Raw genomic sequence first — 23596 nt, 5'->3', positions numbered from 1 at the left:
AAAAGCAGACGCTCGGGACGCCGAGCTGTCCAAGCCGTCAACGAGCGGGCCGAGCTGATTTCTTGGCGTTCGGCGCTGGCCGATCGGTATTCTTGCCGCGGCCCTGCTCGGGCGGCAGCGTGTCGGCGCTATCGATCTTGACGTTATGCGTCTTGCCGCCGGGCGGGTCTGCAGCGTTCGTGTTGTCCGTGTAGCGTGTCTTGGTCATCAGAACCTCCATGCGCCCGAAGGGCGAGCAATCCGCTCTGACAACGCGTAAATTGGGTCGGCCGTTCCGGGGCGCAACTGATCGCGGACAAAAATTGCCCACTCTCACCAGCATTTCTTCAGGGTTTCGCGGATCTTGTCGGCGTCATAGGGCTTGTCGACGCGGAACCTCTTTCGGTCCTGGGCACGCAAGGCGTTTTCGCCGTAGCCCGTAGCGAAGATGAACGGAATCGAACGCGCTGCGAGAACGTCGGCAACCGGGGCGGAGGTGAGCCCGGAGCCCAGGTTCACGTCCAGCACGGCCGCGTCGATGGCGTCGCTCGAAATACGCGCGAGGGCTTGGTCGGTGTCGTAGGCAGGCCCAACGACGACGCACCCCGCGTCTTCGAGGATGTCTGCCAGCACGATGGCGATCAGCGGTTCGTCTTCGACGACGAGGACACGCTTGCCCTTGAGCGAGCCCATTCTGTCTACCTTTCCGTTGGCAAGAACAGTTCGCAGGAGATGCCGGTATCGAGAAAGGCGCAGGCGTACTCGCCGTTCGATTGCGCCGCGAGAGAGCGGAGCAAGCGCGTTCCGAAGCCGGCATGTGTTGGCTCTGTCGCCGGCGGACCTCCGTTCTCCACCCAGCGGAAGTGCAAGCGGTGCTTGGGAGAGGATCGATCGATGTTCCAGGAAACAGAGACATTCCCTTCTGGAACCGAGTAGGCGCCATACTTGACGGCGTTGGTCAGAAGCTCGTGGATCGCCAGCGTGACGGAGATCGCATCGCGTGAGGACAGCACCACATCGTCGCCGGCAAGTTTCAGCCGTGGCCGCTGCTCGTCCTTGTAGGGTGCGAACAGGGCGTCCAGGATGTCGGCGAGGCGCGCGCCGTTCCATTGGCTTTGCGTCAAAAGGTTGTGCCCCGTCGCCAGCGCATGAATGCGGGACAGGAAGCGATCCTTCTGTTCGCCTTGCGCCCCCGCCATGCTTTGCAGCGCGATGGACTGGACGGTCGTCAGCATATTCTTGACGCGGTGGTTGAGCTCTTCGATCAGCAGAGAGCGCGCCTCTTCCGCGTGTTTGCGCTCGGTGATGTCGAGTGCAAGCCCGGTTAGGGAGCCGGGCAGGCCGTCTGCACCGGGCACGTAGTGGCCCTGCTCACGCAACCATCTGAGCGTGCCGTCGCTGCGTTTGATGCGCAGCTCCGCTTCGTAGGCCCCGCGCGTCGAGATCGCCTGCTGCCAGGCATCCGTAACCGCCTGCACGTCGTCCTCGTGGATCCGTTCCAGCCATTCGCTGGTCGGATAGGCGGTGTCGATCGGCTTCAGCCCGAGGATCGTATTGAGGTGTTTGTCCCGTTGGCTCATCTGCTTGATGAGATCGTGGCGCCACGTCCCCATGTTGGCCGCCGCCAGCGCTTGGCGGAACTGCTCCTCGCTTTTGCGAAGCTGGGCGGTTGAGGCTTCGAGCTCCGACGTGCGTTCCGCCACGCTCTGCTCGAGAGTGGCCGCGATCTGCTCGAGCTCACGCGCCTTCCTGTAGAGTTCGACGAAGACCTTGACCTTCGCTTTCAGGATCTGAGGGACCACGGGAACGGGCATGTAATCGACCGCGCCGAACTCGTAGCCGCGGATGCGGTCGAGATCCGACAGCAGCACCGCCGATATGAAGATGACGGCGATGTTCTGGTAGCGCGGATGCTCGCGAATGAGCTGCACCAGCTCGAAGCCGTCGAGATCCGGCATGCAGACGTCGACCAGCACGACCGCCACATCGGTCTTGAGCAGGACGGCCAACGCCTCGTTCGCCGAGGTGGCCGAGATCAAGTTCTCGTTAAGGTCGCGCAGGATGACCTCGTAGCTCATGAGCTTCGAGGGCTGATCATCGACCAGCAGAATGTTGACGGCTTCCGAGAGCACGAAATTCGCTCCTAACGATGTAACCACATGCGCAACGCTGCCAGCAGTTGCTCGGTGTTGACGGGTTTGGCGAGGTAGTCCGACGCACCGGCTTCCAGGCACTTCTCCCGGTCGCCTTTCATCGCCTTTGCGGTGAGCGCGATGATCGGCAGCCGCCGCCATCGGCTTTCGGCGCGGATGGCCTGCATCGTTTGATAGCCATCCATCTCGGGCATCATGATGTCCATGAGCACCAGGGACGTATCGGGGTTTTCGTTCAAGCAGGCGATTGCTTCACGGCCGGTCGTGGCCGTCAGGACATTCATGCCGCGCCGTTCCAGAACGCTGCTCAGGGCGAATATGTTGCGAGCGTCGTCATCGACCAGAAGCACGGATATCCCGGCGAGAGCCTCGTCCGAGCGATGCAGACGTTCGAGCATGCTCTGCTTTTCGGCGGGGAGTTCGGTCACCACACGGTGGAGGAACAGGGCCGTTTCGTCGAGAAGACGCTCGGGCGACTCGACCCCCTTGACCACGATGCTGCGCGCCATTGAGGTGAGCTTGCTTTCCTCCTCGGCCGAAAGCTCGCGTCCGGTGAACACGACGACGGGAACCTCGGCCAGGCGTGCATCGGCCACCAGCGTTTCCAGAATATCGAACCCACTCATGTCGGGAAGCTTGAGATCGAGCACGATGCAGTCGACCGGATTATTTCGCAGATAGGATAGGCACGCCTCACCGCTCGAAGCCGTGGCGATCTCGATATCGTCGTGGCTCAAAAGCTCCTTGATACCCATTCGCTCGGCGGCGTTGTCCTCGACCACCAGAAGCCGCTTGGGGCGCGGTACGCTGAACTGTTTGATGCGGTCTAGTGCACCTCTGAGGCTTTCGAGGGTCGCCGGCTTGCTGACGAACTGGAACGCACCCTGGGCGAGGCCGTGCTGGCGGTCTTCGTCGAGTGTCACCAATTGCACCGGAATGTGCCGCGTCGCCGGGCTCTGCTTCAGCTGGCTGAGTACGCTCCAGCCGAGCATGTCCGGTAGGAATACATCGAGCGAGATCGCATTCGGATTGTATTCGTTGGCAAGCACAAGCGCTTCTGCGCCTCGCTGCGCCACGATGACCTTGAAGCCGCAGTCCTTGGCTTGCCCGATGAGGATGCGCGCATAGTGCGCATCGTCCTCGACGATGAGCAGAACGCAATCGCCCGATGCGATCTCGTCGCGATCGTCGGGGATGGGCTCGGCCACGATCTGGAGATCCGGGAGGCGCTTGAGCGGGCTTTCGACCCGCACCCTGAGGCGGCTGATTTCCTTCTCTGCGGCAATCCCGGCGGGCGGGGCGTAACGCTGTGGGAGGTAGAGCGTGAAGACGCTGCCCGCCCCGGGGCTGCTACGTAGATGGATCTCGCCGCCAAGCAGGCTGGCAAGCTCGCGGCTGATGGCGAGGCCGAGACCCGTGCCGCCGTACTTGCGGCTGGTGCTGGAGTCGGCCTGTTGAAACGCCTCGAAGATGATCTTCTGCTTGTCGGGCGGGATGCCGATACCGGTATCCGATACTTCGAACGCGATGACGGAAGGGGCGTAGGCAAGGATGGGATGATCGGGGCTCCAACCCTGATCTGCGGAAGAGACGTTGAGCCGCACGCTGCCGTGCTCGGTAAACTTGAACGCATTGGAGAGCAGGTTCTTCAAAACCTGCTGCAGGCGCTTCGCGTCGGTGAAGATGTTGCGGCCGAGGCTCGGATCGAGGCTCAGCTCGAACGACAGATTGCGGTTCTCCGCTTCGTGCCGGAACGGCCGCGCGATGGAATCGAGCAGGTTGGACAGATAGAGCTCTTCGGCTTCGACCGAAACCGTCCCCGACTCGATCTTGGAGAGATCGAGAATATCGCTGATCAGGTTGAGAAGGTCGCTGCCCGCGCCATGGATCGTGCGCGCGAATTCGACCTGCTTGTCGGTTAGGTTGCCGTCGACGTTATCGCCGAGCTGCTGGCCCAGAATGAGGATGCTGTTGAGCGGCGTCCGAAGCTCGTGAGACATGTTGGCGAGAAATTCGGATTTGTATTTGGATGTGAGCGAGAGTTCCGTCGCTTTCTCCTCAAGGGCGCGGCGGGCGTGCTCGATTTCCTGGTTCTTCGCTTCCACCTCCACGTTGCGTTCCGCGAGCTGTTGCGCCTTCTGGCCAAGCTGATCGTTTGTGGTTTGCAGCTCGCGCTTCTGCGCCTGAAGCTCCTGGGCGAGGTTCTGGCTCTGTTTGAGCAGCAACTCCGTCTGCATCGTGGCCTCGATGCTGTTCAGCACGATGCCGATGCTCGCGGTGAGCTGATCGAGGAAGGTCAGATGCGCGTCGTCGAACTCGTAGAGCGACGCAACTGCCAGCACGGCTTTGAGTTGCTCTTCGAATATGACCGGAAACACGACGATGCTGCGTGGCCTGGCTTCGAGAACCGTTGCATTGACGGGCACGGAGTCGGCGGGGATGTCGGTCACGAGAATGCGCCGCTTCTCGACCGCGCATTGGCCGATGAAGCCTTTGCCGAGTTCCACCGTCGTCGGATATCCCCGTTCGGGGTGGTCGGCGTACTTGCCGAGCAGCGTGAGCTTCTGGCTGTCGTCCGGACTGGTTCGATAGAGAACGCCCTGTTGGCCGCGCACCAGCGGAACAAGTTCAGAAAGCAGCTTGCTACCGATGGTCGAGAGGTCACGCTGCCCCTGCAGCATCGCCGAGAAGCGCGCGAGGTTGGTTTTCAGCCAGTCCTGATCGTTGTTGCGCTCGGTGGTGAGACGCAGGTTGTCGATCATGGTGTTGATGAAGTCTTTGAGCTCCGCGACCTCGCCCCGCGCGTCGACCTGGATCGATCGCGTGAGATCGCCTTCGGCCACGGCCGTCGTCACTTCCGCGATTGCGCGCACCTGGTTGGTGAGGTTGTCGGCCAGCAGGTTGACGTTGCCGGTGAGATCCTTCCACGTGCCGGCCGCGCCCGGAACGCTGGCCTGGCCGCCGAGGCGCCCTTCGACGCCCACTTCGCGCGCGACCGTTGTCACCTGATCGGCAAAGATCGCGAGCGTGGCCGTCATGTCGTTGATGGTTTCGGCGAGCGCTGCGACCTCACCCTTCGAGTTCACGGTCAGGCGCTGCGTGAGATCGCCGCCGGCAACCGCCGTCACGACCTTGACGATGCCGCGCACCTGCTCGGTGAGGTTGGCGCCCATGACGTTGACGGTATCGGTCAGGTCTTTCCACGTGCCGGCGACACCAGGCACCTGCGCCTGTCCGCCCAGCTTACCTTCGGTGCCAACTTCGCGCGCAACGCGCGTAACCTCCGAGGCGAAAGCGTTGAGCTGATCCACCATCGTGTTGATGGTGTTCTTGAGTTCAAGGATTTCGCCTTTAACGTCGACGGTGATCTTGCGCGACAGGTCGCCGCGCGCCACCGCGGTCGTGACTTCGGCGATGTTGCGCACCTGTGCCGTCAGGTTGCCGGCCATCGAGTTGACGCTGTCGGTAAGATCTTTCCAGGTGCCGGAGGCAACGCCCGGAACGACGGCCTGTCCGCCGAGGCGGCCTTCGGTGCCGACTTCACGCGCGACGCGCGTCACTTCCGCCGCGAACGAGCGCAGCTGCTCGACCATCGTGTTGAGCGTTTCCTTGAGCGACAGGATCTCGCCGCGCACGTCCACCGAAATCTTCTTCGAGAGATCGCCCTGCGCGATGGCCGTCGCGACCTCGGCAATGTTGCGCACCTGGGAGGTCAGGTTGCTGGCCATGAAGTTGACGTTGTCGGTGAGATCTTTCCAGGTTCCGGCGACGCCGGGCACCTCGGCCTGGCCGCCAAGCTTGCCCTCGGTGCCGACTTCGCGTGCGACGCGCGTCACCTCTCCGGCGAACGCGTTGAGCTGGTCCACCATCGTGTTGATCGTGGCTTTGAGTTCGAGAATTTCGCCGCGAACATCGACGGTGATTTTGCGCGAGAGATCGCCGCGGGCAACGGCCGTCGTCACGTCGGCGATATTGCGAACCTGGGTGGTGAGGTTGGCCGCAAGCAGGTTGACGTTGTCGGTGAGGTCTTTCCAGGTGCCGGCGACGCCGGGCACGTTCGCCTGTCCGCCAAGGCGGCCCTCGGTACCGACTTCGCGCGCCACGCGCGTCACCTCGCCCGCGAAGCGGTTGAGCTGATCGACCATCGTGTTGAGCGTTTCCTTGAGCTGAAGGATCTCGCCCTGCACGTCGACAGTGATCTTGCGCGAAAGGTCGCCGTTGGCGATGGCGGTCGCGACGTCGGCGATGTTACGAACCTGGTTGGTCAGGTTGCTCGCCATCGAGTTGACGCTGTCGGTAAGATCTTTCCAGGTTCCGGCGACGCCGGGCACCTGTGCCTGTCCGCCGAGCTTGCCCTCGGTGCCGACTTCGCGCGCCACGCGCGTCACCTCGCCCGCGAAGCGGTTGAGCTGATCGACCATCGTGTTGAGCGTTTCCTTGAGCTGCAGGATTTCGCCCTGCACGTCGACCGTGATTTTCTTCGACAAATCGCCGAGCGCGACGGCGGTCGCGACTTCCGCGATGTTGCGCACCTGGCCAGTCAGGTTGCTCGCCATCGAGTTGACGTTGTCGGTCAGATCCTTCCATGTGCCCGCGACGCCGCGGACGACGGCCTGTCCGCCGAGCTTGCCTTCGGTGCCGACCTCACGCGCGACGCGCGTCACTTCGCCGGCAAACGCGTTGAGCTGGTCCACCATCGTGTTGATGGTTTCCTTAAGCTCGAGCACTTCGCCCCGCACATCGACCGCGATCTTCTTCGAGAGGTCGCCGCCGGCGATGGCGGTCGCGACCTCTGCGATGTTGCGCACCTGGGTCGTCAGGTTGCTGGCCATCGAGTTGACACTGTCGGTGAGATCTTTCCAGGTGCCGGCAACGCCGCGCACGTCGGCCTGCCCACCGAGCCGCCCCTCGGTGCCGACTTCGCGCGCCACGCGCGTGACCTCGAACGCGAAGGCGTTGAGCTGGTCGACCATCGTGTTGATGGTCTCTTTCAGCTGCAGGATCTCGCCGCTGACGTTCACGGTAATCTTCTTCGAAAGGTCGCCGCCGGCGATTGCCGTCGCGACTTCGGCGATGTTGCGGACCTGGTTGGTCAGATTGCCGGCCATCGAGTTGACGTTGTCGGTGAGGTCTTTCCAGGTGCCGGCGACGCCGGGAACCTGCGCCTGTCCGCCGAGTCGTCCTTCGGTGCCGACTTCGCGAGCGACGCGCGTCACTTCGGAAGCGAAGGAGTTGAGCTGGTCCACCATCGTGTTGATGGTGTTTTTAAGCTCGAGAATCTCGCCTTTCACGTCGACGGTGATCTTGCGCGAGAGGTCGCCGCGCGCCACGGCTGTGGTGACTTCGGCGATGTTGCGCACCTGCGTCGTGAGATTGGCCGCGAGCAGGTTGACGTTGTCGGTGAGGTCTTTCCAGGTGCCCGCGACGCCCGGCACCACAGCTTGCCCGCCGAGCCGCCCTTCGGTGCCAACTTCACGCGCCACGCGCGTCACTTCGGCCGCGAACGAACGAAGCTGATCCACCATCGTATTGATGGCTTCCTTGAGCTGAAGGATCTCGCCGCGCACGTCGACCGTGATCTTCTTCGAGAGATCGCCGTTGGCGACCGCAATCGTCACGTCGGCGATGTTGCGCACCTGCGCCGTCAGGTTGCTCGCCATCGAGTTGACGCTTTCGGTCAGATCCTTCCAGACGCCGGTGACCTCGCTGACCTGCGCCTGTCCGCCGAGCTTGCCGTCGGTGCCGACTTCGCGCGCAACGCGCGTCACTTCCGAGGTGAACACCGACAGCTGGTTGATCATCGTGTTGACGATCGTGGCCGAGCGCAGAAATTCGCCTTCGAGCGGGCGGCCGTCGACATCGAGCCGCATCTTCTGCAGGAGATCGCCCTGCGCGACGGCGCGGATCGTGCGGGTGACTTCAGCCGTCGGCCACAAAAGATCGTCGATCAGCGAATTGATCGACGTTTCCATTTCGCCCCAGGCGCCTGCGGCCGTGCCGATACGCACGCGCTGCTTGGTCTTGCCCTCGCGGCCGACGACCTGGCCGACCTGATCGAGCTGCTGCGACATGCGCTGGTTGATTGCGACGATGTCGTTGAAGGCATCCGCGACGCGTCCCCAGAGATCAGGCCAGTCGCCGGGCAGCCGCACCGAGAAATCGCCCTGGCGAACGGCTTGCAGGCTATAGAGCAGCTCGCCGACATGTCGACTGCCCGCCTTGCTGTTGCCATTTGCTGCGCGGCCCGAAGTGTCCGATGGGTCGGAGCCAGTGACGATTTCGGTCATTTATCTTCTCCGGACGAGACGCGGATACCGCACTCACTTCCAACTTTGTGGTCTGTTTTTGATGACGATCGCAAAAATGATGAGGCTGAACGTCAGCAAGCGCAAAAGGTAGAAGATCGGCGCATGCTCTTCCCACGCCGGGTTGAGGCCGAGACTGAAGCGGCCAACGGCATCGACGCCGAACGCCAACGCAAAAAGCGCAAAGAAGATGTCGTGGGTTTGGCGCCAGAAGCGCAGAAAGAAGAGCGAGGCCAGGAGCGAAGCCATGGCGACGGCGCCGAGCAGAACTGAATTGACCGGATCGCTCATTCCGCATCCCATACTAGTCCGTAGAGCAGGATCATCATCGCGCCGAGCGCCGTCGCCGTGCGCCAGAACGTGAGATCGCCGTCGGGGATCACCACTTTGTCGACGACGAGAAGCAGGTTGTTGAGGGTCAGCCCGGCAAAGCAGAGGCCGCTCCACAGGAGCAACCGATAGCCGCCTCTGCGATAGGCCTGCAGCAGCAGATACGTGCAGAGAGCTGCTGTCATCGCACAGAGCATATAGATGGTTGCGACGATCATCCGCGGTCCCTTCTCATCTTGAAGGCGTTGGCGAACGCGCGGATCCGGCGTGGCTTTGCGTGCACGATATTCGTCACGCCCACGAGATTGGCCCGATAAGCGTCCGACAGGCGAGCAACCATGGAGTCGAGTTCGGAAGAAGCACCGGTGTAGCGAAAGATCCCATCCGCGCAGGTGATGAGGCCATCGGCACACAGATTGGCCAGCGTTTCTTCCGTTTCCGGGTCCGATATGTAGAGCCGCTGGGCCACGGAGTTCACGGTCCAATCCTCATTGACGTGGCGGCGGAGAAGAAGGAGTGCCTCGATCTGCCCGATGGAATCGATGTGTCTCAGAATGAAATTCTGAAGATCCAGCGGTATAGGGCTCTCCGACATTACTCTGGGCCAAGCCCTTCCTGGTCAGTGCTTTCGACAAGCGGCATCGCCAGAAGCGTGAGGAAGGTTCACCCTCTCCGGCCAACGCAGTCCCTTCCTGCGCTGGAACGCTCCCGACGCCGCCCAACCCGCTCAAACCCTTGACCGGCCCAAAAGTTCCGCTCCGCTACAAAAAAACTGCCCTAGGTAATTCCGCTCACGGAAGAGGGGGCGACGGCCAAGCAGGCCTGTGCGGGCGCGCCGCGAGAATTCTCACGAGCGGATCACCTTTTTGTCGCCAACCGAAAGAGGAACGAGCGTGAGCGCGGAGGGTTTACGCAGCGGGAGACACAACCCGTTCGAGACCTAACAAGGAGAACAAGATGACAGTCAGAAAGCAGGTCGCGACTCTCGTGCTGGCGACGTCGGCATTGGCGATGGCCGCTGGATCGGGCGCTCTCTATGCGGCCGATGCCGTCGACAACCAGAACTCGGTCAATCAGGAGGGGAAGCCGAATTCGGGCCCGGGCGTTCAGGGCTTCCCCGATACGCGCACTGGCCCCGCCACCCGGACGCCGGGCGGAGGTGAACCGGCAACGGAGGGATCTTCGAGCGGCGCAAGCGGTTCAGAGCAAACCGCCACCCAGCCGAGCCAGGATTCGAGTGGCGTCGAAGGGCTTCCGGGTAACAAGAGCGGCCCAGCCGTCAAGCAGCCGTCCGGCGCGCAGTAGTACGTGACTAAGATGTGGTGTGACCGCCGCTGAGGCGGTCAGGGGACGGACCGAAGGTGTGAGCCTACGGTCCGTCTTTCGTTTAAGGACCGATGCCGCACGAATTCAGCGACGATGGAGCGCAAATGTGACGCCCGGTCGCAACGCTGAAAAAGCGAAGATTCGTTTTGAGATACAGCGGAACTGCTGCCCCGCTCGGCGGTTGGAAACCTGTGGGAGGCACGTAGAGAAGGAGTGACGCCAAAGAGGAGAGGGCACACGTGGAAAGAGATTACGAAACAGAAATCGTGACGACCTTCGGAGCAAGGTTGAAACGAGTCTATCATGTCGAGGATGCCGCATTGCCGCCGCAAGTTGCGGACTGCTTGGAGCGTTTGAAACAAGCGGAAGCCAATCGCGTAACGCGCGTCGCAGAAGATCCGCAATCTCCCCGATAAGCCCCGGCCCAATGGGCCCCGGCTGGTGGGCAGGAGGAACGGCCGCAGGTGGGAGCCCAGAGCGACGACAGGCCTGAAAGACTAGGGAGTTGCCGCAGTCGCCGTCTTGAGGCGTTTCAGGATCTCGTCGGCGATCACCTCGTAGTTTCCGTCGAAGTGATGTCCACCTGGCCTCTCGATGCGCGTCGCCCCATCGAGTTCGGGCAGCACGCACGCGGTCTCCTCGTCCTGTTTTTCCTCGATGCCGTAGAAGCAGAGCACCTTGGATTTTGGCAGCGCCGCGAGAAAGGGCTTCACTTCGATGTTGCGAGAGGACGCCATGCCGAGCCATCCGGAAACCGACACCTCGAGATCGAAGGTCGGTTCGAACCCAAGCAGCGCGATCAGCAGCGTTTGCGATTGGGTCTTCGGCTCGAGTTCCGGCCACGTCATCGGCAGCACGTCGGCCCCGAACGAGTAACCGGCCAGCGCTAACGATGAGAGCTTCCACTTTTCCATGTAGTGGTCGGCGATGCGCTGCACGTCGGACGCGATTTGCTTCGCGTCCTTGCGGCTCCAGAAATAGCGCAAGGAATCGAGCCCGACCACTGCAACTCCGTGATCAGACAGGTACTCGCCGATCTGCTTGTCGATGTCGCGCCAGCCGCCATCGCCCGAGAGCAGGATGAGGAGTGTTGTCGCCGGGCCGTTGGCGGGCAGCTCGCTGAGCGGCAGGTCCGACAGGGCCCCTGCCGTCGGTGGCTTCATCGTGAACAACGCGGTGGCGGCAGCTTCGAAGCGCGCAGTGTCTTTTCCGGCGACGATCTGGATCTCCGTAAGCTCCGGCGCATTCGCGAACGCCTTGATCGCGTCGGACGGCGGCCCGGCTAGGAAGAGAGACCACGGTCCCGGCAGGTTATCCATCGGTTCGTAGGTGATAAGGCCTTTGGCCTCCGAGGCTTTCGGCGCTCCTGGACAAAGCGGACGCTGAGACCGGAAACTCGGTGTGAACCCGAGGCTGACCGCGCCGCCCGCGGTGTTGGAGGGCGCTTGCGCGAGCGCGAGATAGGCGAGGGTGCCGCCGTCTCCGGAGCCGAACAGGATCGGCCATTGCCAATCCGACATGCCGAGTTGGCGCTGGGCGATGCGCGAAAGATCCTCGAACTCGCCGAAGACATAGTAGCAGGTATCGTCGCTCCGTTTGGCGAAGGTTGCCTCCAGCGCCGGAAGGTCGATGAGAGCGACGGCGGCCCCGCGATCCGCGAGCTTTTCCGCTTCGGCGAGACGCGGCGCCGTCAGCCCGTCCTGATCCGAAATGAAAATGACGAACCGGGTGGGCTCGGTGGTGGGCGCCACGACTTTGATCGGCCCGAGAACCTCCTGCGTCACGACAACGCTTCGGGTTTCGGCGCCTGCGGGAAGCGTAAATCCACAAGCAAGCGCCAGAGCGAAGGCAAGCGAACGATATCGCATCAGGTGGGCTCCTCGATCCGCGCACGTGCCGGCGCGTTTGCAATCAATGCCGTGACGTCGATCAGGATCTGCGGCAGCAGAACACCGCTCGGATAGGCGAGATACTTCGGACGCCATTCCGGTCGAAACTTGCTTTTGAACGCGCGCAGTCCCTCGAACTTGTAGAAGCGGTCGCCATGACGCGAAAACCAGGTCGCGACCCGGCTCCAGAGCGGCGCCAGCCGATGCTGCGGCAACCCGGAAAGGGGCGCCATGCCGAGGTTGAACCAGCGGTATCCCTCGGCTTTGGCCTGTTCCATCAGTGCCGTGAAAAGGTAATCCATAGTGCCGTTCGGAGCATCGTGGCGCACCCGCATGAAGTCGATCGAGATCTCGTTCTGCCCGGCGCTGCGCCAGAGATTGGCGAAAGCGACGATCCGGCCATCGACGCGAACCAGAACCGCGTCGTTCTCCAGCATGTAGCGATCAGTCCAGAAGCCGAGAGAGAAGCCTTTTTCCCTTTGGCCCTTCTCGAGCAGCCAGGCATCCGAAATGCGCCGAAGCTCATCGAGATACTTGGCAATGTCCGCCACCGGAACGACCTCGAAGCTGCAGCCCATGCGCTGGGCTTTCGACATCGCCTGCCTGATCTTGCGATTTTCGGGGCCGTCGAGTGTGAACGCCGACAGATCGACCCACGCCTCCTCGCCGAGCTTCACCATCGAAAACCCCGCGTCGAGGTAGAGCGGCAGGTTTTCGCTCGAAATCTGATAGAACGCGGGCACCCCGGAATGGCGATCGACGAGTTCCTTGAACTGCCAGACGAGCCCGGCTGCATCCGCTTCACCCGTTACGATCGGATCGCCCATCGCGATCCAGCTCGATCCCTGGGTGGCGTACATGACGAAACCGGTATTCTCGCTGTTGAACAGAAAGCGCTTGTCGCCGATCAGCGCCAAGTTTGCATACGCGTAGTCCGATCCGCGAACGATTGCCGTAGCGGTGTCGAGGTCGGCGCGCGAAGGCGCGTTGGTCATCGGCGCGGAGCGATGCATGAGCCGGTAAACCATCGTCACCAGCATGGTCACCGCGACGCCGATGGTCGCGCGAAGAAAACGGGAGGCATCGCCGTGATAGGCGAAATCCCACCACAGCGTACCCTCGTAGGCGACGCTGCGAAACGCGACGAAGCCGATCCACACGGAGGTGATGACGGCGAGACCGATGGCCAGGATCTCGCTCGATTGCAGCGATCCCGAAAGCACGCCGCCCTTGCGATAGAACCAGCGCCGGCCCGCGAACAGAAGCGCGGCGATCGTGTAGCAGACCACCGCCTCTTCGTAGTCGATACCTTTCAGAAGCGAGAAGGCCGCCCCGAGCAGCAGCAGCAGCAGGGCCGTCCGCCACGCACTTTCGAGCCGGCGCGCGAGGCCGTAGGCGACAATGACGAGAAGCGTACCGATGATGCTGGCGACAAAATGTGACGCTTCGACGAAAGGCAGCGGCACCGCGTAGCGCAGGATCGCCATGCGGTCATGTTCGGCCGGAAGCGCGCCGGAAACCATCAGGATGAAGCCGCCGACGAAAACCAGGATCGCTGACACCAGCGGGATCGAGGCCCCGAGCGACGAGCCTACGCGCGCCACATGCTTGGTCAGGACCTCATGCCGGTCCTTGAGTTCGACAATGGCGAGCGCAGCGGCCGCGAGCCCCATCGGCAGCAGGTAGTAGAAGAAGCGGAACAACAGCAGCGAGGCCAGGAGCGCGCCCGCGGGAACGCCCGGGATCGCGAGCAGGATGATCCCTTCGAACACACCGAGCCCGCCCGGCACGTGGCTGATCATCCCAAGCGCGATCGCCGATACGAAGATCACGAGAAACGCCGGCAAGCTCAGTGTGACCTCGGACGGGAGCAGGGCCCACAGCGCAAAGCCGGAGGCCACGATGTCGATCGCGCCGACCAGAAGCGCGAGGCCCGTCACGGTGCCCGTCGGCGCCCGCATGTCGAGACCGGGGATCCTCGGCCGCGCTGTCGCGGCATACCACCAAGCCCACAGCACGAGCCCGAGCAGCGCGACGCCGAACGCCTGTACCGCCTGCTGTGGCAGCGAGAGGATGCGTTCGGCAACTTCGGGCGCTGCGATGAGAGCCGCGCCTGAAACAGCTGCGATCCCAAGCCAGACGGCGAGCGTGGCGAACACGCTTGTCGCCAGGATCTGGTCGGGCTTGAGACCTGCCGCGCCGTAGAGGCGCATGCGCACCGCCCCACCCGTGAGGATGCCGAAACCGAAGTTGAACGTGAAGGCCTGGCTGACGAACGAGGTGAGCGCAATTATCCCGGGTGAAAGGCGGGGTGCCCCGAGATGCCGGAGCGCCAGGAAGTCATAACCGGTCAGCGCAAGATAGGAGAGGGCGGTACCGAGGATCGCGAGCACGATCTGCTCCGGGCGCGTCGAGGCGAGCGCGGCCCGCACGTCATGCCAGGAGGTCACTTCGACTTCGTGATAGAGCGCGAACGAGACCACCGCGAACAGAGCCAGCACCAGCACAGCGCGGACCCGCGTGCTTGCGGCTAAACGGGATAGGGAAAAGGCAGGTCCGCGTTCGCCTGTGTCTTCGGGGGCCTGATCCGGCGTGGTCCCCAAGCTTCGCACGTCGGCTCCGTCCGAACCTGATTGCGGCTGCGCCGTACCGTTCGAGGGATTTCTTGGCATTCTCACTCGTTTCAGGTCTTCCGGGCAGGGGCCTAAAAATGCGGCGGCGATCATAGGGCCAGAAACGAAGGCCGCGAAGGGGCCAGGGCAGGCTATTTCTCGCGCCGACGCGTCACCAGGGCGCGTTCCGACGGCAACACGATCCTGAGCGCGAGATCGACTTGAGCCAGCAGCTTATCCCGCGGATAGACCAGCCCATTTTCCAAGAGGACGCGAAAATGGAAATCTCCGATCGCCGCCCCGCAAAGCGCCACGGCCGTCTGGTGAACGTCGGGAATGTCGATATCGGGTCGTGCGTCCCGCAGCTTCTCGAGGCACTCCGCGATGAAGCTGACACCCCGCGTCACGCCGCGGGCGTGAAACTCCTCGGCCAGCTCCGGCCAATGGTGCGCTTCGGATATGACGAGACGCGTGATTTCAACTTGGCGTGGTGACAACGCGAACGCGGCCAGCTCGAGCAGCCGCCGCCTGAGTTCGGCGATGATCTGCGCCGGATCCTGTGCGCGGATCGCATTGCTCTTGGGAAATTCTCCGGCATAGCCGACCAGCGCACCGAAGATGTGCCGTTTGTCGGGGTAGAGCGCGTAAAGCGTCTTCTTCGACATGCCAGCGGCACGCGCGATCTCTTCCATGCTCGCCGCGCCATATCCCGACGCGACGAACACCCGCTCCGCCGCTTCGAGGATCATCCGCCGTCGGTCGTCGAGCGAATAGGCAGGCGGGCGCCCACGCCGCTTGGGTGCGTCGGTATGAGGATTGGGTTGTCTGGCCGAGACGCTTGACATTCTGGAACGTTTCCGTTTCTTAAATGGTACCGGACGCGTCCGCACTTGGCAATCGCGGGTTACTTCGCCGTAGCGCGTTGAGTGTCGCTCCATAGCGAGGCATCGGATAGGCTGTCATACGACCTGTCTTGTTCGGCAGGGATTGTTTTTTGATTTCGATAGGGATGGGGCATTGCCGAGATGATCGCACACGTCTTTCTGGTGCCTGCGCGCCCTTGGCACGCGCTCACGCGCTCGCTTGTTCGTCCAGCCGTTTTTCTCGCCTTGATCGCCGCTGCCCTTACTGGGCCGGCGATGGCGCAAGCCCCCGCCGGGGCGCCGCCGCCGAGTGTCGTGGTCGAGACCGCACGCGTGCATGATGTGGCAGAGGAAACGGCGTTCATCGGGCGTGTGCAGGCCATCGACAAGGTGGCAATCCGCGCACGCGTCGATGGGTTCCTGGCTCATCGCGGCTTCGACGAGGGTGGCGAAGTAAAGAAGGGCGAGAAGCTGTTCACTCTCGAGCGCGCGCCCTATGAAGCGGCCCTGGCGGCAGCAAAGGCAAATCTGACGAGCGCCCACGCCGGGCTCGAGCTGGCCCAGGCCACTTACAACCGCACCAAAGAGCTGGCCGACCGCGGGACGTCGTCGCTGTCGACCCTCGATGACGCCACTTCAAAGCTGTCTCAGGCGCGGGCTTCGGTTCAGGCCCAGGAAGCGGCTTTGACGAAAGCCGAGCTCGACCTCAGCTACACCGAAATCCTCGCTCCCATGGATGGCCGCACCGGACGAGCTACTTATTCGGTAGGCGAGTACGTCGGCCCGACCAGCAACCCGTTGCTCACGCTCGTTCGTCAGGATCCGATGTACGTGGCGTTTCCGGTACCGCAACGCATTCTGCTTCAGGTCCGCAAGTCCGGGGTGAGTAGAGACAACGTGCTCGTCCGCATCAAGTTGCCGGACGGCACCACGTACGATCAGGATGGCGCCATCAAGTTCTCGGAGGTTGAGTCCAACGCCGGGACCGACACCGTCACTGTGCGGGCTGAAATTCCAAATCCGCAACGCCTGCTCGTCGATCAGCAGATCGTAGGCGTCAAGGTGATGTCGAAGAATCCCGAACACAAGCTGATGGTGTCGCAATCCGCCATCATGCTCGACCAGCAAGGCGCCTACGTGCTTGCGGTCACGCCCGACAACAAGGTTGAGATCCGCCGCGTCGAGGTTGGCGACCAGCGCGGACCGCGCATCATCGTGAGCAGCGGGCTTGCTGAAGGCGATCGCGTGATCGTCAGCGGCCACCAGAAAGTGCGGCCGGGCATCGTGGTGGAACCGAGCGAGTTCAAAGCCGACGTCAACCTCGAAACGCCCGCGGTCGAGGTCGCGCCATGATCTTCGACGTCTTCATCCGCCGCCCCCGTCTCGCGATGGTGATTTCCATCGTGCTGACCCTCGCCGGCCTCATCGCCATGAGCGTGATCCCGGTCGCGCAGTATCCCGAAATCGCGCCGCCGACGGTGCGTGTCAGTGCAACCTACTCGGGTGCCGACGCCAAGACCGTCGAGGAGAGCATCGCTCAGCCGCTGGAGAACGCCATCAACGGCGTGACCGGCATGCGCTACATGAAGTCGACGTCGGCGAACGACGGCTCCTATTCGCTGACCGTGTCGTTCCTGCTCGGCACCGACCCCGATATCGACACCGTCAACGTCCAGAACCGCGCCAATCTCGCAACCGCCAAGTTGCCCGAGGAGGTGCGTCGCACCGGCCTCACCATCTCGAAGGTTTCGACCGATCTCCTGCAGGTGTTTCTGTTCTATTCGCCCAAGGGCGATAAGGACGACTTGTTCCTCTCCAACTTTGTCACCCTGAACATTCTCGACGAGCTCAAGCGCGTGCCGGGTGTCGGTGACGCGTCGATCTTCGGCGCGCGAGACTATTCGATGCGCATCTGGATCGACCCCGAGCGCCTCGCCAACTTCGGCCTATCGACGCAGGATGTCATTGCCGCAGTTCAATCGCAAAACGTGCAGGCGGCCGCGGGCCGCATCGGCGCAGCACCGCTTTCGACCGACCAGAGGCTGCAGCTCACGGTCACCACGAAGGGCCGTCTGTCGACCACCGAGGAATTCGGCGACATCATCGTGCGGGCGGAGAGCGATGGCTCGTTTGTCCGCGTCCGCGACGTCGCCCGTGTCGAGATCGAGGGGGCCACCTTCGACAGCGAAGCGCGCTACGAAGGCAAGCCCGCAGCGCCCATCGGCATCTATCTCTCGCCCGGAGCCAACGCCGTCAACGTCGCGACCGCAGTCTCGAAACGGCTCGAGGAGCTGAAGCCCCGCTTCCCGGAAGGCGTCGAGTTCGCTTACGTCTACAACACCGCCGAATTCGTCTCCGCGATGATCGACAAGGTCATCCACACGCTGATCGAGGCGTTCGTGCTCGTCGCGATCGTGGTGTTCGTGTTCCTGGGCCGTCTGCGCCCCACGCTCATTCCGTTGATCGCCGTACCGGTCGCCATCATCGGCGCGCTCGCCGTTCTTTACGCGATGGGATATTCGGCGAACACGATCTCGCTGCTCGCGCTCGTGCTCGCCATCGGCATCGTCGTCGACGATGCCATCATCGTGGTCGAAAACGTCGAGCGCGTGATGCACGAGGAGCCGCATCTGTCGCCGGCCGATGCCACCCGCAAGGCCATGTCGGAAATCGCAGGCCCCGTCATCGCGATCACGCTCGTGCTGCTGTCGGTGTTCGTGCCGGTCGCCTTCCTGCCGGGCTCTTCCGGCGTGCTCTTCCGTCAGTTCGCCGTCACCATCTCGGCGGCGATGGTGATCTCTGCCATCAACGCACTCACGCTGTCGCCTGCACTTTGCACGCTGATGCTGCGGCCGGGCCATCCGGTTGGCGTGATGAAGTACGTGACCAAGGGCATCGACTCGATTGCCGATGGTTACGCCGGCATCGTGCGCAGGCTGGTCGCCGTGGCGTCGACCAGCATCATCGCTCTGATCCTGATCGGCGTCGCCGCGTATTTCTTGTTCGCGCGCACCCCGTCAGGCTTCCTGCCTGACGAGGACAAGGGCTTCATCATCACCGTCATCAACCTGCCCGCCGGCGCGTCTCTCAATCGCACGTCGGACGCAGCCGAGAAGGCCGCCGCGATCGTCAGACAGGATCCGGCCGTCGAATCCCTGACCACCATTCTGGGGCTCGACTTCCTGGGTGGTGGCTCGGCGTCCAACGGCGGCGTCATGTTCGTGCGTCTGAAGCCTTACGAGCAGCGCACGGCTGCTGACATGCATTCGACCGTCGTCGCGCGCCGCCTCACCGGCGCCCTGTTCGGCGTTCCCGACGGCAACATGTTCGCACTCAACCCGCCGTCGATCTCAGGCCTCGGTCAGGTCGGTGGTTTCGAATATGTGCTCGAAGCGCTGCGGGGCCAAAGCCCGGCCGACATGGCCGCTGCCATGCGCGGCCTGACGGTCGCCGCGAACCAGCGGCCTGAGTTGGCCGCCGTATTCTCGACGTACGAAGCCGAGACGCCCCAGATCCGCCTCGACATCGATCGCGACAAGACGCGTGCGTTGAACATCACGCTGTCGGACGTATTCGCGGCGCTCCAGGCAACGCTCGGCGGCTACTACGTCAACGACTTCAACCTCTACGGCCGCACCTGGACCGTGCGGATGATGGCCGAAACCAAGTTCCGTAGCTCGATCGAGGACATTTCCGCGATCTACGTCAAGAACAGCGCCGGCGAGATGACGCCGATGGCCAGCATCGCCGACGTGAAGCTCGACGTGGGGCCGAGAACGCTCACCCGCTACAACAACTATCGCGCTATCTCGATCAACGGCAGCCCGGCGCCCGGGCGAGGTCCAGGTGAAGCCATCGAAGCCATGGAGCAGGTCTCCGCGACGACGCTGCCGGAAGGTTACGCGTACGAGTGGACCGGACAGGCCCGCGAGCAGATCGAATCCGCCGGCCAGACGACCATCGTGCTCGCCCTAGCTCTCGTGTTCGCCTACCTGTTCCTGGTCGCGCTCTACGAGAGTTGGATGGTACCGGTCCCGGTGCTGCTGTCGGTCTCCGTCTCGGTGCTGGCTGCGATCGCAACGCTCTGGCTGATGGGCATGAGCTTCACGCTCTACGCTCAGATCGGGTTGGTCGTGCTGATCGCGCTTGCGGCGAAGAACGCCATTCTGATCGTCGCGTTCTCGATCGAGCGGCGAGCAGCCGGCGACTCGCTGCTCGACTCTGCGATCGACGGCGCGAAGCTTCGCTTCCGCCCGGTCATGATGACGAGCTTTGCGTTCATCATGGGTCTGGTGCCGCTCGTGATCGCCAACGGTCCTGGTGCGGACAGCATGATCGCCGTCGGCGTTCCGGTTCTGGCCGGCATGCTCGGCGCGGCGATCTTTGGTATCTTCCTGATCCCGATGCTTTACGTGGTCTTCCAGCGTCTGCAGGAAGGCCGGCGCACCCCGGAGACGAAGCCGGCGGAGGTGAACCCGCAATGATCGTTCGCCGCCGCGACGGTTAACGATACAAATCGTTGAGCGGTATCAAGGATTGATTGCAGAAGCCGCGGCATGATCGTCGGAATTCAGTTGTGAGGGCCCAATGCTGAACTGGCTCATTCGCCCTATCATGCTTGTTGCCGCTGTTATCACCGGATGGTTCGTCGCCGAGGATGCAGCGAACTTCGGCGTCATCCAGCTTGTCGTTTCAGTGCTTCTGGTGACGCTGATCGTCGCGATCGCAGCGTTCTGGGAATCCATTGCCGACTGGTTGGGCTGGAAACCCAAGCAAGACTGAGCGCGAACCCGATTGACCAGAGTAGCGCTTTAGCTCACGCCGTGCTGCTTGAGCCACGCGAGCAAACGCGCCCAACCTTCCTTGGCCGGCTCTGCGCGGTAGCTCGGACGATAGTCGGCATGGAAGGCGTGCGGCGCGCCGTCGAACACGATGATCTCGCAGGTCTTGCCGGCTTGCTTGCAGGCATCTCGCATTTTCTCGACCGTATCGAGCGGGATGCCCTGATCAGCGCCGCCGTAGAGGCCAAGCACGGGTGCCTTGAGATCGGCAGCGACATCGACCGGATGTTTGGGCGTCAGCGCCGACGGCTCGCCGGTTAGACGGCCGTACCATGCGACGCCCGCCTTGAGCTTCGGATTGTGGGCCGCGTAAAGCCATGTGATCCGCCCACCCCAGCAGAAGCCGGTGATCGCGAGTTTTTCGACGTTGCCATGTCCGCTCGCCGCCGCGAAGGCTACGGCCGCATCGAGGTCGCTCATCACCTGGCTGTCCGGAACCTTGGCAACCACCGGGCGGATCTCGTCGATGCTCTTCAGTTGCGAAACGTCGCCCTGGCGTAGGAACATTTCGGGCGCGAGCGCGAAGTAACCGGCCTTGGCGAGGCGTCGGCAGACATCCTTGATGTGCTCGTGAACGCCGAAGATTTCCTGCACGACCAGCACCACCGGGAACGGTCCACCGGCTGCTGGCATCGCGCGATAGGCCGGGATCTCGATATCGGTGGCGGGAATACGCACCTCGCCAGCCACGAGGCCGTCGCTGTCGGTCGTAATGGTTGTTTCCGCGGCAACCGGCTGGGTCGCGAGCGCAAACCCTGCTGCCAGCGTCGTGATCATCGCATCCCGCCGGGAGGGCTCGAACTTGGGCATCAGGCTTTTGAGATCGGCCGCGAGATTGGCGGCATCGGGATCGCGGCGGTCGTCGTCGGTCATATCGAAGTGTCCCTCTTCGCTCAGCGCATGGGGCTTCGCACGCCCGACAGCAGAAGAAGTGGGGCCGGACCGAAAGGGATCAAGGGCAGGGCGAGGTTTTCCGCCGGATCCTTAGAAAGGCGGGCAGCTTTCTACTCCGTGCCGGGGCAGTCGGAGCTATTTCGCGGGTTTGCCTGTTGCAGGCTTTCCGCCGGTTCGCGCAGGCACCTCACCCTGGTTCTCGAGACGCCTGCGTCGGTGTGCCTCCAGGCGGTTGCGCTTGAGCAGGATCGCGTCGTGGTTCGGGTGGCTCGGGTCGAGCTGAGTGACGGCCGGTTCTTGTTTGGGCTTCTTCATTCGGAGCCTGCGAACGTGCGGGTGTGGACGGGGAAGAAATGTTATCCCGTTATACAGGGAAAAATTCCCGATCCACAGCCTCGACGCCGAAATATTCGCAGGTAAATGTGAGCCACGCGAAGGTGTGGCCAGAAAATCATAGCAAAAACAACTGGTCGTCCTGGCGCCATCGAAAATCTCAACGCAGCAGCGCCACCACCCTAGCGGGCGCGGCCGAGGCCCCTTCGATTTTTAGCGGGAACACGGCCACCTCGAATCCATGCGCCGGCAGCGCGCCGAGATTGGTCAGCTGCTCCATGTGCCAATACGGCCGCCGCTGGCCGACGCGATGGGCTTCCCAGAACAGCGTGTCGTCGCCGGTCGCACGGGACTTCGCGATCTGGGCCCGAAACGGCAGGTCCCAGCCCCATTGGTCGATCCCCATCACCGTGACGCCCCGGTCGAGCAGCCATTCGGTGGCCGCGGCACTCATGCCGGTGCCGGTCTGCCAGAAATCTTTCGTTCCCATCAGCCGGTCGCGCCCGGTGCGGATCAGCACGATGGTGTGCTCGGTGAGCATTGCCCCGGAGGCGACGAGGGCAGCTTCCATGTCCGCGACCGTGATCGGGTCGTCGTCGGCCTTGTGCGAAAGGTCGAGCACCACGCCGGGGCCGATGCAGCGATCCAACGGGATCTGTTCGATGGTCTGCGCCGGTGCACCTGCCGAAACCGGCCCGTAGTGCCACGGCGCATCGATGTGCGTCGTCGCGTGCACGCCCATGCTGATGGTGTCGTCGGCCCAGCCCGCAAAATCGCGCGGGAACAGCCGGAACGGCAAGCCGAGCAAGCGCACCAGCAGCTTCGCCATCCAGTGCGGCTTGTGCTTCACCTTCACGCGCATGAAGAACGGATCGTCGCGATTGAAGCGCACCGGCTTCGAGAGATCGATGACCTTCATGACGGGCTTGCGTCCTCTGTGATGATCGGGGTCGTGATCGTGCCCACGCCCTCGATGCCGATTTCGATGGTGTCTCCGGCGGCAAGAAGCCGGCCTAGCTTGAGATGGAATGTTTCGATGCCGCTGCCACCGGGGAGCGTGCCGGTCGCGAACAGCTCGCCGGCATGAAGCGGTTCCGAGCGTGACGCATGGGCGAGTGCCTCGCCAAGCGACCAGCGCGGCCCCGCCGTCGAGACCTCGCCGACGAGATCGCCGTTGATGCGCACGAAGCCCGTGAGATCGCGCCACCGCGGCAGGATTTCGTCGGCGCTGACAGCGGTCGCCGAAATGCTGTTGCGGAAGTGCTTGGATTTCTGCGGCCCGAAGCCAGACCGCATCTCCGCCTCCTGGACGTCGCGCGCGCTGAAATCGTTGATCACGACAAAGCCGCCGATGGCGGCCTCCGCTTCGTCGGGCGTGGCATTGTAGAGCCCGCGCGCGAGAACGAAGCCGAGTTCGAGTTCATAATCGAGCGCGCGCGTATAAGAGGGAACGGCGAGCGCCGTGCCGTCCGGCGCGAAAGCCAGATGATTGCCCATGTAGTAGATCGGCTGTAGCGCCCAGAGCTTGTGCGGACGTAGCGCCGGAAACGGTGCACCGATCGTTGCTTCGTAGGCACGAACGATCGGCCAGGCCGCCGGCATGAACCGGCGCACGAAGCCGCGCGCGGCATCGATGGCATGGCGCTCGTAGAACATGAAGTCGCGAAACGATTTTGGCTCGAACGGCATGAGCACACGAGTCGCATCTTGATCCGGCGCAAGTGTCGCCGCGGCGTCCATGAGCTGACGGCGCAGCGCGTCCGGTGCGCCGAGCAGTGCGACGGCATCGATGCCAAAGCGCGCGCTGTCCGCCTCGGAAAGCGCGGACGAAAGCGCCCCGATGGCGCGCGTCACGGCCACCCAGCCCGTGGCCGTTCCGATCTGAACGACGGGTCTCGCCCCGTCCCATACGCGCCTGAGTTTCATAAGGCCGCCCTCGAGGTTAATGCCGCCGGAGTAGGCCGCGCAAAGATCGCGGAGGAACCGGCTCGATCGAGGGCGTTCGTGCCGCTGCGATCCCCGGTTGCCCTGCACGATCCGGCGTGCCATCCAGCACAGCTACGCCCTAACC

Annotated in this window: 18 protein-coding genes; 4 read left to right on the top strand and 14 right to left on the bottom strand. The window is 63.0% G+C overall.

Annotation, left to right across the window (positions count from 1 at the left end):
- Positions 1–37: 37 nt before the first annotated feature.
- The 7 genes from RCO24_RS01295 to RCO24_RS01265 form a co-directional block, all read right to left on the bottom strand.
- Positions 38–208 carry a hypothetical protein gene (locus RCO24_RS01295; RefSeq protein WP_308959550.1) on the bottom strand — a complete coding sequence of 57 codons (171 nt, stop codon included), beginning with the start codon at positions 206–208 and terminating at the stop codon, positions 38–40.
- Positions 209–312: 104 nt separating this feature from the next.
- Complete coding sequence (locus tag RCO24_RS01290; protein WP_308959549.1) at positions 313–672, bottom strand: response regulator; 360 nt, start codon at positions 670–672, stop codon at positions 313–315.
- A 5-nt stretch (positions 673–677) separates the two neighbouring features.
- The gene (locus RCO24_RS01285) at positions 678–2111 is read right to left on the bottom strand and encodes an HWE histidine kinase domain-containing protein (RefSeq protein WP_308959548.1); all 1434 of its coding nucleotides are present in this window, start codon (positions 2109–2111) and stop codon (positions 678–680) included.
- A gap of 11 nt (positions 2112–2122) precedes the next feature.
- Positions 2123–8419 (bottom strand): HAMP domain-containing protein, encoded by a 6297-nt coding sequence (locus RCO24_RS01280; protein WP_308959547.1) that lies wholly within the window; start codon positions 8417–8419, stop codon positions 2123–2125.
- A gap of 33 nt (positions 8420–8452) precedes the next feature.
- Complete coding sequence (locus RCO24_RS01275) at positions 8453–8728, bottom strand: DUF5985 family protein (RefSeq protein ID WP_308959546.1); 276 nt, start codon at positions 8726–8728, stop codon at positions 8453–8455.
- Positions 8725–8985: a DUF5985 family protein gene (locus RCO24_RS01270; RefSeq protein WP_308959545.1), complete on the bottom strand. Its 261-nt coding sequence runs from the start codon at positions 8983–8985 to the stop codon at positions 8725–8727. The genes RCO24_RS01275 and RCO24_RS01270 overlap by 4 nt, the downstream gene beginning before the upstream one ends.
- Positions 8982–9362 (bottom strand): hypothetical protein, encoded by a 381-nt coding sequence (locus RCO24_RS01265; protein ID WP_308959544.1) that lies wholly within the window; start codon positions 9360–9362, stop codon positions 8982–8984. The genes RCO24_RS01270 and RCO24_RS01265 overlap by 4 nt, the downstream gene beginning before the upstream one ends.
- Before the next feature lie 362 nt (positions 9363–9724).
- On the opposite strand from RCO24_RS01265, the gene RCO24_RS01260 reads away from it, so the two are divergent.
- Complete coding sequence (locus RCO24_RS01260) at positions 9725–10072, top strand: hypothetical protein (protein WP_308959543.1); 348 nt, start codon at positions 9725–9727, stop codon at positions 10070–10072.
- A gap of 518 nt (positions 10073–10590) precedes the next feature.
- Here RCO24_RS01260 and RCO24_RS01255 read toward each other — a convergent pair.
- The 3 genes from RCO24_RS01255 to RCO24_RS01245 all read right to left on the bottom strand — a co-directional run bounded on the left by RCO24_RS01255 (position 10591) and on the right by RCO24_RS01245 (position 15439).
- Positions 10591–11961 carry an AcvB/VirJ family lysyl-phosphatidylglycerol hydrolase gene (locus tag RCO24_RS01255; protein ID WP_308959542.1) on the bottom strand — a complete coding sequence of 457 codons (1371 nt, stop codon included), beginning with the start codon at positions 11959–11961 and terminating at the stop codon, positions 10591–10593.
- On the bottom strand, positions 11961–14654 hold the full coding sequence (gene mprF / locus RCO24_RS01250; protein WP_308959541.1) for a bifunctional lysylphosphatidylglycerol flippase/synthetase MprF: 2694 nt from the start codon (positions 14652–14654) through the stop codon (positions 11961–11963). Before mprF ends, RCO24_RS01255 begins: the two co-directional genes overlap by 1 nt.
- Positions 14655–14746: 92 nt before the next feature.
- On the bottom strand, positions 14747–15439 hold the full coding sequence (locus tag RCO24_RS01245; protein WP_308959540.1) for a TetR/AcrR family transcriptional regulator: 693 nt from the start codon (positions 15437–15439) through the stop codon (positions 14747–14749).
- Between the two features lie 180 nt (positions 15440–15619).
- Here RCO24_RS01245 and RCO24_RS01240 point away from each other — a divergent pair, with 180 nt between their 5' ends.
- From RCO24_RS01240 to RCO24_RS01230, 3 genes are all read left to right on the top strand, one after another.
- Positions 15620–16810, top strand: a complete 1191-nt coding sequence (locus RCO24_RS01240) for an efflux RND transporter periplasmic adaptor subunit (protein WP_308959539.1) — start codon at positions 15620–15622, stop codon at positions 16808–16810.
- The gene (locus tag RCO24_RS01235) at positions 16807–19941 is read left to right on the top strand and encodes a multidrug efflux RND transporter permease subunit (protein WP_308959538.1); all 3135 of its coding nucleotides are present in this window, start codon (positions 16807–16809) and stop codon (positions 19939–19941) included. The genes RCO24_RS01240 and RCO24_RS01235 overlap by 4 nt, the downstream gene beginning before the upstream one ends.
- A gap of 103 nt (positions 19942–20044) precedes the next feature.
- Entirely contained in the window at positions 20045–20239 is a 195-nt protein-coding gene (locus RCO24_RS01230; protein ID WP_308959537.1) for a hypothetical protein, read from the top strand.
- Positions 20240–20268: 29 nt separating this feature from the next.
- On the opposite strand, the gene RCO24_RS01225 is transcribed toward RCO24_RS01230, so the two are convergent.
- The 4 genes from RCO24_RS01225 to RCO24_RS01210 all read right to left on the bottom strand — a co-directional run bounded on the left by RCO24_RS01225 (position 20269) and on the right by RCO24_RS01210 (position 23451).
- The gene (locus RCO24_RS01225; RefSeq protein WP_308959536.1) at positions 20269–21171 is read right to left on the bottom strand and encodes a dienelactone hydrolase family protein; all 903 of its coding nucleotides are present in this window, start codon (positions 21169–21171) and stop codon (positions 20269–20271) included.
- 156 nt (positions 21172–21327) lie between these two features.
- Positions 21328–21507 carry a hypothetical protein gene (locus RCO24_RS01220; protein WP_308959535.1) on the bottom strand — a complete coding sequence of 60 codons (180 nt, stop codon included), beginning with the start codon at positions 21505–21507 and terminating at the stop codon, positions 21328–21330.
- Between the two features lie 178 nt (positions 21508–21685).
- Positions 21686–22444: a cyclase family protein gene (locus RCO24_RS01215; RefSeq protein WP_308959534.1), complete on the bottom strand. Its 759-nt coding sequence runs from the start codon at positions 22442–22444 to the stop codon at positions 21686–21688.
- Positions 22441–23451: a fumarylacetoacetate hydrolase family protein gene (locus RCO24_RS01210; RefSeq protein ID WP_308959533.1), complete on the bottom strand. Its 1011-nt coding sequence runs from the start codon at positions 23449–23451 to the stop codon at positions 22441–22443. Before RCO24_RS01210 ends, RCO24_RS01215 begins: the two co-directional genes overlap by 4 nt.
- Between the last annotated feature and the right edge of the window lie 145 nt (positions 23452–23596).

The organism is Hyphomicrobium sp. LHD-15 (genome assembly GCF_031157355.1).
In the GTDB taxonomy this organism is placed as follows: Bacteria; Pseudomonadota; Alphaproteobacteria; order Rhizobiales; family Hyphomicrobiaceae; genus Hyphomicrobium_C.
The sequence above is the reverse complement of the archived record's forward strand: the minus strand, read 5'-3'. Positions and strand labels throughout refer to the sequence as shown.